Here is a 13,244-nt window from a genome sequence, read left to right on the forward strand (position 1 = left end):
GTCTTATGCGCAAAGTATATCAAACGTTAATACTTGACGTAGACGCACTGCTGTGCGCCTCTACAGAAAATTGGAAATGAATATTTCTTCGACAAAAAAATAACCACAAAGCATATCGTAGAGACGCACAGCAGTGCGTCTTATGCGCAAAGTATAACAAACGTGAATATTGGACGTAGACGCACTGCAGTGCGTCTCTACGGAAAATTGGGTGAATTATATTTTTTCAACCAGCAGATAACACAATGCATATCGTAGAGACGCACAGCAGTGCGTCTTATGCGCAAAGTATAGCAAACGTGAATACTGGACGTAGACGCACTGCTGTGCGCCTCTACAGAAAATTGGAAATGAATATTTCTTCGACAAAAAATAACCACAAAGCATATCGTAGAGACGCACAGCAGTGCGTCTTATGCGCAAAGTATAACAAACGTGAATATTGGACGTAGACGTACTGTTGTGCACCTCTACACAAAATTGGAAATGAATATTTCTTCGACAAAAAATAACCACAAAGCATATCGTAGAGGCGCACAGCAGTGCGTCTTATGCGCAAAGAACAGCAAACGTGAATATTGGACGTAGACGCACTGCTGTGCGTCTCTACAAAAAATTGGGATGGAATTATATAAATTTTTAGATCAGCAAATAACACAAAATATATAGACAAAGCATATCGTAGAGGCGCACAGCAGTGCGTCTTATGCGCAAACTAAAAAAACCAAAAAGCTCCAATTTTCATTGGAGCTTTTTTTAATGTATAATATACATTTTTTCTAATCTTACAAATTAAATGTTAAAATAAATTCATTTACATTTACTTCTTAATATAACAAATACCAATAATGAAAACACCAAAAATCTTATTTCTATTTTTACTTTTAGCATTAAACAGCTGTTCAAGCGATAACAACGAAAACCCTGAAGATCCGGAAACATCAAAATTTGCAATGACAGCAAAAGTTGACGGTACTTTATGGGAAATGCAAAATCCGTTTGGATCAGATTATGCTACAAAAACATTATTTGATATGTATCCTGCAGAAGAATACATTCTTTTACAAGGAAGAAACAAAAATTTTGTAGATGAAATTAGACTTTACATTAAAAGAAGCGATCTAAAAGTTGGAACATATCCTATAACAAAAAACACTTTTGACGCTTCTAAAACACAAGTTGAAATCTCATTTAACACTAAAGGAAAAAGTCAATATCCTGTTAATGGTTCAGTATCAATTACAGCAATTGACTTAACTGCTAAAAAAGTAACCGGAACATTTTCATTTAATTGTGTAGATGATGATGATGAACCAATTAGCGCTGCTAACCCTGTTACAACAAAAGTAACTGATGGTACTTTTAGCTACAGATATGATGTACCAGAGAAATAATTCTGATATATTTCCATATAAAAAAGCTCCTTTAAAAGGAGCTTTTTTATTTTAATCCTGCCGTGAATACTGGACGTAGACGCACTGCTGTGCGTCTCTACGGAAAATTGGAATGAATATTTTCTTTGACAACAAATTACCACAAATTATATCGTAGAGACGCACAGCAGTGCGTCTTATGCGCAAAGTAAATCAACAGGCGTGAATACTGGGCGTAGACGCACTGCTGTGCGTCTCTACAGAAAAACGGGGTGAATATATATTTATACGACAAACAAACCACACAAAGTATATCGTAGAGACGCACAGCAGTGCGTCTTATGCGCAAAGTAAATCAACAGACGTGAATACTGGACGTAGACGCACTGCTGTGCGCCTCTACGGAAAATTGGAATGAATATTTCTTTGAAAACAAATAACACAAACCATATCGTAGAGGCGCACTGCAGTGCGTCTTATGCGCAAAGTAAAAAACAGTGCTTGAATACTGGGCGTAGACGCACTGCTGTGCGTCTCTACAGAAAATTGGGGTGAATATTTACTCGACAAAAAATAACACAAAGTATATCGTAGAGACGCACCGCAGTGCGTCTTATGCGCAAAGTAAAAAACAAAAAAGCTCCAATTTTCATTGGAGCTTTTCTTTTATAATGGAATCTGAGCTTATTTACTCAAATACATTTTTCTTCTAGAGTACAATTCGTAGAATTGATCGTCTTTTAAGTCATCAATAAACAAGATGCTTTCTCCTGTTGATTTCATTTCTGGCCCTAACGCTTTGTTTACGTTCGGGAATTTGCTGAAAGAGAAAACCGGTTGTTTGATTGCGTATCCTTTTAATTGTGGGTTAAAATCAAAGTCAGTTACTTTACTATGACCTAACATTACTTTAGTAGCGTAGTTTACATAAGGCTCTCCGTAAGCTTTTGCAATAAACGGAACCGTTCTTGAAGCTCTTGGGTTTGCTTCGATAATATAAACCGTATCATCTTTTATCGCAAACTGAATATTGATCAAACCAACTGTTTTTAAAGCTCTTGCAATTTTATGCGTATGATCTTTAATTTGCTGCATTACGAATTCTCCTAAGTTAAAAGGAGGCAATGTTGCATTACTATCTCCAGAGTGAACTCCGCAAGGTTCGATATGCTCCATAATTCCTATGATATATACATTTCCGTCAGCATCACAAATCGCATCCGCTTCAGCTTCGATTGCTCCGGCTAAGTAGTGATCTAAAAGTAATTTGTTTCCTGGAATTGTTTTCAACAAATCGATAACGTGCTCTTCAAGTTCTTTTTTGTTGATTACAATTTTCATTCCCTGACCTCCTAATACATAAGAAGGACGAATTAAAAGCGGGAAATCTAAACTGTCCGCTAATTTTGAAGCTTCGTCTGCCGTTTCAGCGATTCCGAATCTTGGGAAAGGAATATGTAATTCTGTCAATAAATCTGAGAATCTTCCTCTGTCTTCTGCTAAGTCAAGTGCATCAAAACTAGTTCCGATGATTTTTACACCGTATTTAGATAATTTATCTGCTAATTTAAGAGCCGTTTGACCACCAAGCTGAACGATTACACCTTCTGGTTTTTCGTGCTGAATGATATCATAAATATGCTCCCAGAAAACTGGTTCGAAGTATAATTTATCAGCCGTATCAAAATCTGTTGAAACCGTTTCAGGATTACAATTAATCATGATCGTTTCGTAACCACATTCTTTTGCAGCTAAAACTCCGTGTACACAAGAATAATCAAACTCAATTCCCTGCCCAATTCTGTTTGGTCCTGAACCTAAAACGATAACTTTCTTTTTATCTGTTACGATACTTTCATTATCCACAAAACGCTCTCCGTTTGCTTTTTCGATTTCTGCTTCAAAAGTAGAGTAGTAATAAGGTGTTTTTGCTTTAAATTCAGCCGCACACGTATCAACCAGTTTAAACACACGGTTGATGTTTTTCTCCATACGTAAAGAATGTACTTCACTTTCCAGACAGTTCATCATGTGAGCTAATTGTCTGTCGGCGAAACCTTTTTGTTTTGCTTCAAGTAATAATTCTTTAGGAAGGTTTGAAACTTTATAGTTCGAAATTTCTTTCTCTAAAACATAAAGTTCTTCGTATTGTTTCAGGAACCACATATCGATTCTTGTAATTTCATGAATTCTGCTCAACGGAATTCCCATTGCAATGGCATCATAAATTACAAAAACTCTGTCCCAGCTTGCATATGTAAGCTTTTCGATGATTTGTTCGTAATCTTTATATCCTTTTCCGTCAGCACCTAAACCATTTCTTTTAATCTCTAAAGATTGGGTTGCTTTATGAAGCGCTTCCTGAAAAGAACGTCCAATTCCCATAACTTCACCTACAGATTTCATCTGAAGACCTAAAGTTCTGTCTGAACCTTCAAATTTATCGAAGTTCCAACGTGGTATTTTTACGATTACATAATCTAAAGTTGGTTCAAAAAGAGCCGAAGTCGATTTTGTAATTTGGTTTTGTAATTCATCTAAGTTATATCCTAAAGCCAGTTTAGAAGCAATTTTAGCAATTGGATAACCTGTTGCTTTTGATGCTAAAGCTGATGAACGAGACACACGAGGGTTAATCTCGATGGCTACGATATCTTCTTTATCATCTGGAGAAACTGCGAATTGTACGTTACAACCTCCAGCAAAATTTCCGATACTTCTCATCATTAAAATTGCGTAGTCACGTAATTTTTGGAAAGTTGTATCAGATAATGTCATTGCCGGCGCAACGGTAATCGAATCTCCGGTGTGGATTCCCATTGGATCCATATTTTCGATAGAACAAATAATGACAACATTATCGTTTTTATCTCTTAAAAGCTCTAACTCGTACTCTTTCCATCCCATTAAAGCTTTATCAATTAAAACTTCGTGAATTGGAGATGCTTCAAGTCCGCGGGTTAAAAGCTCATCAAAATCTTCTTTTTTGTAAACTACCGCTGCTCCTGTTCCACCAAGTGTAAACGATGGACGAATTACAAGCGGGAAACCAAATTCCTGTGCAATTTCTTTTCCTTCTAAATATGAAGTAGCTGTTTTTGCAGGTGCAGTTGGTACATTTATTCTTTCTAAAAGCTGTTTAAACTGCTCTCTGTCTTCGGTAATATTAATTGCATTTACATCAACTCCTATTAATCTTACTCCGAAATCCTGCCAAATTCCTTTTTCTTCAGCTTCCAGACACAAGTTCAAAGCGGTCTGCCCTCCCATTGTTGGCAAAACTGCATCAATTTGCGGGTGTTCCTTCAGAATTTCAATAATCGATTTAGTAGTTAAAGGTTTCAAATAAATATGATCGGCCATAGATGGGTCGGTCATAATTGTCGCTGGATTGGAGTTAATCAAGATAACTTCAATTCCCTCTTCACGAATCGAACGTGCAGATTGAGATCCCGCATAATCGAATTCGCAAGCTTGACCAATAACAATAGGTCCCGAACCTATTATTAAAACTGATTTAATTGATGTGTCTTTAGGCATTTTGTATGTATTGTGTAGTTATATAAAAGTATTTTAAAAAACATTCTTAGTGTACTAAAAACTAGAATGTTGAGAAAATTTTTACCGACAAGGTATAAAAAAAGGCGATACTAAAAAAGTAATCGCCTTATGTATGTTTATACAAACATTATTTTTTGTGTCTAGGTTCGCTAGAAACAGTCAATTTATGTCTTCCTTTTGCTCTTCTACGCGCTAGAACTTTTCTTCCATTCGCAGAAGCCATTCTGTCCATAAATCCGTGCTTATTTCTTCTTTTTCTTTTCGATGGTTGAAATGTTCTTTTGCTCATTGCTTTGTATCTTTAAAATGGTGTCTATTATCTATTTTTCTGTTTTTGAATTCCGTTGCTCAAAAACCGAGTGCAAATATACAAAGACTTTTTTTTCTGGCAAGTAGTTTTATAAAAATATTTTTAATTCATTTTACTATATTTGCAATCACAAATTTACATGAATTATGTTTAATAAAATTATCAAACTTATTTTGGCCGGACTTCTTATAATAGCTGGCGTTTGGCAAATTGTAGACAAAGAAACCGGTAATGGTATCTTCCTTATATTATTGTCTGCAATTCCTATTTTTCTTTATTTTAAAAATGAATTTATCCTTTTAGCCTTTCTTAAATTAAGAAAACAAGACTTCGAAGGCGCTAAAAAATGGTTAGCATACATCAAAAATCCAGAAACTGCTTTAGTAAGAAAACAACAAGGATATTTTAATTACCTTCACGGTATCATGCTTTCGCAGACAAATTTAATTCAGGCTGAGAAACATTTCAAAAAAGCGATCGAGCTTGGACTATCAATGGATATGGATCTTGCTGTAGCAAAATTAAACCTTGCAGGAGTAGCAATGTCACGCCGCAGAAAACTGGAAGCAACTAATTTATTAGCCGAAGCTAAAAAATTAGACAAACAAGGAATGCTGAAAGAGCAAATCTCGATGATGAAAGAACAAATGAAGAAAATCTAACGATTTTTAAATTACAATATTTTAAATCCCAAATTCCAAAAAGAGTTTGGGATTTTTTTATTTTAGATTTCTGAGTTTAGATTTTAGATTTTTTGCTCCTTGTAAAAATATCAGATACAGTTTGTCATCCTGAACACCAGTGTTAACAACACAGTTTGTCATTTCGAGGAACGAAGGATCGCACTCGCTGATCGGCAAAGATTGGCGATATGCTTTGCGGAATTACTTTATAGAGCTACTTGCGCAGATCCCTCGTTCCTCGGGATGACAAGATTGGGTAAAGATTCTGTAACCATACAGTTTGTCATCCTGAGCGAAGTCGAAGGACACGCAAGAAGCTCGACAAAGATTGGCGATTTAGTTTGTGGAGTTACTTGCGCAGATCCCTCGTTCCTCGGGATGACAAGATTGTGGGGAAAAGTTTTTGCATCTTTTGTGTCATTTCGACCGAAGGGAGAAATCTGCGCAAGAAGCTCGACAAAGATTGGCGATTTAGTTTGTGGAGTTACTTGCGCAGATCCCTCGTTCCTCGGGATGACAAGATTGGGTAAAGGTTGTGTAATCGTACCTTTTTTACGCAAAGAGACCCGACTGGTTTTTAAAACCTGTTGGGTCTGAGTTTTATTGCGGAGCTACTTTGCGCCCTTCGACTTCGCTCAGGGTGACACCGATAGTATTAATCACGCCGTTTGTCATTTCGACCGAAGGGAGAAATCGCACTAGTAACTCTACAAAGTGATTAACCAATCTTTGTCGAATCCCGCGTGCGATTTCTCCCTTCGGTCGAAATGACAAAAAGATTCACAATTAACAATTAATAATCAACAATTCACCATTAATTAAGAATCCCCGTGTCAATTAACCTCGCATATTTCCCTGTGATTATTCCTTTTTCATCTATGGTAAAAAAAGTTGGGGTTCCTATTATGGCATAGGTTTGGAAGTTTGGGCCTGCGAAACCTTTATAGTCGCATAATTGTGCTGCCCACGGAAAGGCGTGATCGTGTCCGTCTCCGGTATTTTTGGTCATGTCTGCGGCTACGCTTATGATTTCGTAACCTTTGTCTTTTACGATTTGGTAATTGCCGAGTAACTGGTGAATTTCGTTCTCGCAGTTGTTGCAGCCCGATTCGTAAAAGAATAACAAGGTTTTTTTATTGATTGTTTTTTTGCCTGACGGAGTTTCCAATACTGGCGCTTTTGCTCCAACAACCGGAGCATTAATAGCGCTTGTTAATTTTTTGCTCGGTTTTTCTAATTTTCCTGATTTTGCGGCATATTCGCTTATTGCTGTTACCAGATCATCTTTGCCTGCTTTGGTAAACACGGTCACGATTTTTTCTGTAAAAGCAGTATAGATTTCTTTGCTTTTTATGCGGGAGAGGATTTGTTTGGTATCTGCCAGTAAAACAGCATCATCTTTAATTACCCTTTGCTGTAAATTGACCCAGCCTTCTATGGTTTCGTTCCAGAAACCACTGTTGTAAAGCGCCTGCATATCGAGTTTTTCTTTTACAAAAAGGTTTAACTCTTTTGCTTTTTCTTCTTCTGTCTGGTTAAAACTGCTGCCTATGCCCATTAAAAAACGGTATATTTCTATAAAACGCGCTGCATATAAAGTACTTTTTGCTGTTTCGTTTCTAATTGCGGTAAACTGCTGCTGCAGGTTTTCGTTTTCTTTTTGCAGGGCAGGATACAAAACATCTTCTGTTTTATAAGCGTTAAGACCGTACTGCACAAAACCAGCTTTATCAAGAATTGCTTTTTGCTGCTTTATTTTTTGATTTAAAAACTCATTTTCCGGTGAACCTGTGTATTTTGTGTTTTCAAAATTGGGCTGTTCTTCAAGACAAGAAACAGAGAAATTTTCGTTGTTTACAATAAAATCCATTCCTCCGCCGTCTGTAAGGGCAAAATGCGAAATCCCGGTATAGCCTTTTTTGGGTGCGGAGATTATGAGTACCGCTTTACCTTCTGTATCTAGTTTGCCTGTGGTGATGGTATCTTTTTTACCGCCTTTTTCAAGCATATATACATATTGCTTTCCTCCATAATGAGAAAAATTAACATTTATAGTTTGCGCCTTTGCAGCTAAAAAACTGAGGACAACAAACCCTGTGATTATTTTTTTCATATTTCTTTTCTCATTTTTATTCTTAATATAAAATTTACTAAATACCGAAACGCTCCTCATTCCTGCTCATGCAGAAAATGAGAAACGTTACAGCTTTTTTGGTAATCTTATTATTTAATTGTTTAGCAACGGTATATCGTTCAGCTAAAAATTATACTATTTTTCACCTGCCAGTTTAGCAATACAACGAACCGAAGCTATAGTATCAGGGTTACCTGCACCCATACCAAAATCATTTACCGTAGAAGGCCCGACCGTACTAATAAATTTCGAATTGGTAGTTCCAGAGTATATTTCCCTAGTATGATAAATATAAACTGTAGTAATATTAGAATTTGTCGAACTTGTTGGCAGCATTAAGTTGGTGCCAAATTTAACGCCTCCAGCTCCTCCTTTATATTGACTTCCTACTAAGGCCATTGTACTTTTATTAGTCAATAGTCCTTGGAATTCAGCTTTAGTTGGTACACGATAGCCAGGAGGGCAAGGATCATTTGGCCCATTTGATCCGTCAGCTTGCACAAGCCAGCCAGTAGGTGAAGCTGAAAGAGGTGAAGATTTAGGCGCACCAAATTGGAACATAGTACCTATTAACCTTGTATCAGGAGTAAAAGGGTCTAAAGTTTCATCAACTCCAACATTATGACACATAAAGTCTCTCCAATTTGTATTATTAGCACCCAGATATGCACCACAGCATCTACAGTCTTTTATTTGTGCTGTTAGTTTTACAGATTTTTGGGCACCTGTTCCATCTTTAAAAACAGCATATATACTTACAGAATATGCATTTGCAGCATTAAGACCTGCTGCACCTTGTGGCTGTGGCCCGCTTAATGTCGTCTTGTATTTTACTGTTACGGTGTAGTTATTTGGAGTAAATGATTCCACAATTTTACCCACACCCACATTTTCTATATATTCAAAATGAAAATCTGTTACTGTACCGCTTGGTGTAAAAGTATAAGTATAGGTATTGGTAAAATCTGCTTTTTGCGATGCACGGGATGCCAATGTACCACAATCAGTACCATTATTTATCTGCACAACATCAAAACAAGTTTTTCCGCTTAGGATTCCGTTTCCTGGCTGCATATCTTCCGGGCTGTCATTTGCTGTAACCTTTGTTGTTGTTGATGTCGCAAAAGGTGTTCCATCACAGCCATTTGTTACAATACAGTAAAAGTAATAAGTTCCCGCTGTAAGTTGATTTGTACTATATGAAACCCCGGTTCCTACCGGAGTCCCCCCTTATAGTGCTGTCAGCTGTATTTTGAAACCACTGATACGTTGGTGTATTTGTATCTGTTGTCGAAATGTTTATTGTAACATTTGTTTTTGCTGTTATAGTCTGTGCTCCCGATATTGAATTAATAACAGGAGTAGGGCACGCACTATTCATTGTTATTTCGTGGGTTATTGTTTTTTCACCGCATTCATTTTTCGCCGTTACTGCAATTTTCGCTATTTGGGCGGGAGTTCCACTTGTTGGAAGAGCTATTGTTGCCGTTTTTCCTGTATAAGAAAGTTTAACACCATCCAGAGTCCAGCTGAAAGTAGAATTATATGAATCATTCACGGTAAGCGTAACTGATGAGCCAAAAGTTGCCGCGGCAGGACGAGTAACATTAGGATCCCACGAAACATTAGGTTCGCTTGAGTTTCCTGAAATTTTTACCTCGGTCATTGGGCTGATACAGCCTGTTGCATTTTTTATAGCGGCGCCATAAGTGCCTTCAGAATTTATATTAAGCTCTTTACCTGTTTCTCCTGTTAATACAGCGCCATTTTTATACCAGATATAAGTTCCGCTTTCAGAAATTGTTAAAGTTGCTGCCCCATTGCACAGTGTACTTGTTGAAGTAACAGTTGGTTTAGCAGGTGTACTTCCTTGTGTTACAGCTGCTTCTAATTTGTTCTGTTCGGCAGGACATTTAGCCCCGCTGTTATCTGTTGCCACTACACGAAGTGACATGGTAGTTTGAGATGTTGGAACAATATAAGGATTTGTAGTTATTACATCATTACCGTTATACCATGTATAAGTAACACCGCTTATTTTATTGGTAATGTTTAAATCTAAACTTCCTCCCGCACAAAATGCTGTAAAGGCACTTAACTGAACACCATTTACCAGTACATCAGTCGCAGGAAGAGATAACTGTGTTGATGCTGTTTCACTTTTTGTTATCTGAATACTGTTTGAAGGTTTAGAATAACAGCTTCCGTCTTTAGTTGCAGCAAACCATTCTCCCACGCTGCTGTCACCGCTAATATCTACTGAGTCTCCTGTTTTTTCTTCTTTACCATTATGAAACCAAACAACTGAAGTACTGCCGTTTCCTGATACCGAAAGTGTTACTTTTCCTGTACCGCAGATTACTCCATTATTAGATGCCAGTGCCGAAAGCGTAACCGGTGTTACAGAACCAGCTTCTGAAATGGTGCGTTTGTTTGAATCACTTGTGTTACACCCAACAGCTCCCATAGAAATATTATATTCCCCTTTTTGTGTTGCTATAATATAAGAAGTACCACGAGTACCTTGAATTTCAGCGCCATTACGAGTCCAGATTAATTTATCAAGATTTGGTGTATTAGCAGGAACTGATAAATATACCGCACCGCCTATACATAAATCCAAAGCTGTACTTGATGGTGATATACTTGGCGCCGAATACGACATAGAAGTACAGTCTACCCCATTTTGAGAGAATAAAAATTCTCTAAACAAACTGGTACAAGTACTTGTTACACGTACTAATACCGTATGGATATTTACTGTTTCGTTTGAGAAAAAGTTAATTTTAAATTTTCCGTTTGTATTATCTACATCGCTTAATGAAGCATACTCACCGCCTGCGACAATAGCAATATTAAAAGGTCCGTTAGGACAGTCAACATCATCAACAGTAAATGTCTGGTCGCATCCTGTACCATCTGCAGCTACATTTACACACGGTGTTGGGCTTATTTTAGTTTGTGATGTTCCCTCACATAAACTTACCCAGCGTGTGTCATTCCAATATTCCACACATTTAGTGTCGATGTTATAAATAGTAAGGCCTTCACCTGCAATTTTACCTTGTACAGCAAATGCGTTACGCTGTGCTGTTGTCATTTGAGGCAGTCGTAGCCCACCCTTGTTCAGAAGTTCCAAAACGGAAAAGGCTTCTGGCTCTTTTTTGCCCCCAATGGTCATCTGGGCTTCCATGTTTACCGTAAATAATATGGCCAATAATGCCAGCCACATACAAAATAGATTTTTTTTCATTTTTTAAATTGTTTAATTATTTAAATCGGCACACCTTACCTGTTATTCCTGCATAACAAGAAATTAAAAGACATACCTGGTCGATATCCTTTTGGGATATGCGTATATATTTTTTGTGGTATTCGTGGTATTTTGTAAAAAAAGGCGCTATTGATGGTATTCAATACGGCTTATAATGATGAAAGGTTTTTCGTTTTACTGTGTAAACGAATTTTTGTTATAGCAGGCTTATAAAACTTGGGGAGTTTATGGCTGATAAGTGAGCGGGGATAATTTCAATATTGTTTCCTAAATATTGATTTTCCTAGCCCATTGTTTTTTGAATGAGAAGCATCACAATATCCTTGCTTGCTTTTTCCATAGTGGCATAATCTTTTTTTATGCTGTCTGGAGTAATCCCTTGTACAGATCCGCTTATGCTTTGACGTATATAATATTTTGAAACACCGTACTTAACAAACAAGGCTTCCAAAATATTCGAATCATAGGATTTGTAAATTTTTGTCTTACTTTTATCCATTGTCAAATTACTTTTAAAAATTGAGGCAAAGATATAAACTAGTTTATAATTAAACAAGATAAATGTAAAATTTCCTACAATTGGAATATAAATGACTGAGTTACAAAGGGTTAAAATTGTGTTAAAGACACTGATAAGTTTAGGTGTCGCAAAGAATCAGGAGGGGATTGGAAAACTGTTAGGATACTCTAATAAATCATCATTTTCGCAGGTAATAAACGGAAAAGTTAACCTTCCAGCTGATTTTGTGGACAGATTATGTGCTTTAAATACCCAAATAAATAAAGAATGGATTAAAACCGGAATTGGAAATGTTTTAGAAAATAATTCCAATTATAACAAAGGTTATAATGATGAAAATTATAATACGTCTGTAAATGACTTTTTTACAGATGCTTCGATCAAAAATCAAACGCTGCCTCTTATTTCTGCAGAGGCCATGATTGAATATAATGCTGGCAATAAAAGAAGTATAGAATTAAATGCTGCGAAATTTTTAATCCCTACATTTCAAGGTTCAGATTATTTAATTACTGTAATTGGCAGCTCGATGTATCCTAAGTATAACAACGGCGACATAGTGGCCTGCAAGCATTTGTCGCTGGATACGTTTTTTCAATGGAATAAAGTTTATGTCATAAATACAGAACAAGGTATTTTAGTAAAGCGTATCTGCAAATCAGAAAATGATGATTTTGTTACTATCGTAAGCGATAATAAAGATTATAATTCCTTTGAAATTCCGAAGTCAAAATTGCTTTCTATAGCGATTGTAACAGGGGTAATTCGGTTAGAATGATTTTTTCTGTTTTTTGATGCTAATTATAAACTTATTTATAATTAATTTCAGTCGTTTTTTCTTATAAATTGTACAAAATTTAAAATTGTTGAAAAAAAAAGTTTTTTTAAGTGTTAAAGTTTTGTAAGGTTTTTGTGTGATTTTTTAACATTTGAGGTTTATTTATAGAATCGCTTTGTCATTTCAACGCATTTTTTGTCATCCTGAGGAACGAAGGATCGCACTCGCTGATCGACAAAGATTGGCGATTTTCTTTGTGGAGTTACTTGTGGAGATCTCTCCTTCGTCGAGATGACAAGATTGGGGTGAAGATTATATAACCACACCGTTTGTCATTTCGACCGAAGGGAGAAATCTGCGCAAGTGGCTCGACAAAGATTGGCGATATGCTTTACGGAGTTACTTGTGCGATCCTTCATCCGTCAGGATGACAAGAATGCGTGGAGTTACTTGTAGAGTTTCTTGTGTGATCCTTCCTCCGTTAGGGTGACAAGAGCACCGTTTGTCATCCTGATTTCTATGATAAAACCAAATCTTTTTCATAAAAGGTTTGGTTTTTTATTACTGCAAAAACTCGATGGATTATTTTGTTTCTCACAGCATTTAAAACA

At 36.6% G+C, this 13,244-nt stretch carries 9 protein-coding genes; 3 read left to right on the forward strand and 6 right to left on the reverse strand.

All coding sequences use genetic code 11. The features are described from left to right. Positions 1-848 precede the first annotated feature (848 nt). Entirely contained in the window at positions 849-1,394 is a 546-nt protein-coding gene (locus FLAPXU55_RS17935; protein ID WP_180859898.1) for a DUF6252 family protein, read from the forward strand. A 663-nt stretch (positions 1,395-2,057) separates the two neighbouring features. On the opposite strand, the gene carB is transcribed toward FLAPXU55_RS17935, so the two are convergent. Then, positions 2,058-4,913, reverse strand: a complete 2,856-nt coding sequence (carB, locus tag FLAPXU55_RS17940) for a carbamoyl-phosphate synthase large subunit (protein WP_053474519.1) — start codon at positions 4,911-4,913, stop codon at positions 2,058-2,060. A 148-nt stretch (positions 4,914-5,061) separates the two neighbouring features. Next, a complete protein-coding gene (gene rpmH, locus FLAPXU55_RS17945; protein WP_008464848.1) occupies positions 5,062-5,223 on the reverse strand; it encodes a 50S ribosomal protein L34 in 162 nt (53 codons plus the stop codon). Positions 5,224-5,390: 167 nt separating this feature from the next. On the opposite strand from rpmH, the gene FLAPXU55_RS17950 reads away from it, so the two are divergent. Next, positions 5,391-5,906 (forward strand): hypothetical protein, encoded by a 516-nt coding sequence (locus tag FLAPXU55_RS17950; RefSeq protein WP_053474518.1) that lies wholly within the window; start codon positions 5,391-5,393, stop codon positions 5,904-5,906. Positions 5,907-6,741: 835 nt separating this feature from the next. Here the strand turns inward: FLAPXU55_RS17950 and FLAPXU55_RS17955 are convergent. From FLAPXU55_RS17955 to FLAPXU55_RS17970, 4 genes are all read right to left on the reverse strand, one after another. Beyond that, positions 6,742-8,040: a peroxiredoxin family protein gene (locus tag FLAPXU55_RS17955; protein ID WP_180859899.1), complete on the reverse strand. Its 1,299-nt coding sequence runs from the start codon at positions 8,038-8,040 to the stop codon at positions 6,742-6,744. Between the two features lie 156 nt (positions 8,041-8,196). Beyond that, positions 8,197-9,135 carry a hypothetical protein gene (locus tag FLAPXU55_RS17960; RefSeq protein ID WP_180859900.1) on the reverse strand — a complete coding sequence of 313 codons (939 nt, stop codon included), beginning with the start codon at positions 9,133-9,135 and terminating at the stop codon, positions 8,197-8,199. Positions 9,136-9,256: 121 nt separating this feature from the next. Then, the gene (locus FLAPXU55_RS17965; protein ID WP_180859901.1) at positions 9,257-11,314 is read right to left on the reverse strand and encodes an Ig-like domain-containing protein; all 2,058 of its coding nucleotides are present in this window, start codon (positions 11,312-11,314) and stop codon (positions 9,257-9,259) included. A gap of 304 nt (positions 11,315-11,618) precedes the next feature. After that, complete coding sequence (locus tag FLAPXU55_RS17970; RefSeq protein WP_180859902.1) at positions 11,619-11,834, reverse strand: hypothetical protein; 216 nt, start codon at positions 11,832-11,834, stop codon at positions 11,619-11,621. 118 nt (positions 11,835-11,952) lie between these two features. Between FLAPXU55_RS17970 and FLAPXU55_RS17975 the strand changes: the two genes are divergently transcribed. Continuing rightward, complete coding sequence (locus FLAPXU55_RS17975; RefSeq protein WP_219637273.1) at positions 11,953-12,633, forward strand: S24 family peptidase; 681 nt, start codon at positions 11,953-11,955, stop codon at positions 12,631-12,633. The last annotated feature ends 611 nt before the right edge of the window (positions 12,634-13,244 follow it).

The organism is Flavobacterium panici (assembly GCF_903819335.1).
Classification (GTDB): domain Bacteria; phylum Bacteroidota; class Bacteroidia; order Flavobacteriales; family Flavobacteriaceae; genus Flavobacterium; species Flavobacterium panici.

Bases quoted from the DNA above. Each gene is read 5' to 3' on its own strand.
- FLAPXU55_RS17965 (WP_180859901.1), bottom strand. From the start codon at position 11,314: ATGAAAAAAAATCTATTTTGTATGTGGCTGGCATTATTGGCCATATTA.
- FLAPXU55_RS17955 (WP_180859899.1), bottom strand. From the start codon at position 8,040: ATGAAAAAAATAATCACAGGGTTTGTTGTCCTCAGTTTTTTAGCTGCA.
- FLAPXU55_RS17935 (WP_180859898.1), top strand. From the start codon at position 849: ATGAAAACACCAAAAATCTTATTTCTATTTTTACTTTTAGCATTAAAC.
- FLAPXU55_RS17960 (WP_180859900.1), bottom strand. From the start codon at position 9,135: ATGCAGCCAGGAAACGGAATCCTAAGCGGAAAAACTTGTTTTGATGTT.
- FLAPXU55_RS17950 (WP_053474518.1), top strand. From the start codon at position 5,391: ATGTTTAATAAAATTATCAAACTTATTTTGGCCGGACTTCTTATAATA.
- carB (WP_053474519.1), bottom strand. From the start codon at position 4,913: ATGCCTAAAGACACATCAATTAAATCAGTTTTAATAATAGGTTCGGGA.
- FLAPXU55_RS17970 (WP_180859902.1), bottom strand. From the start codon at position 11,834: ATGGATAAAAGTAAGACAAAAATTTACAAATCCTATGATTCGAATATT.
- rpmH (WP_008464848.1), bottom strand. From the start codon at position 5,223: ATGAGCAAAAGAACATTTCAACCATCGAAAAGAAAAAGAAGAAATAAG.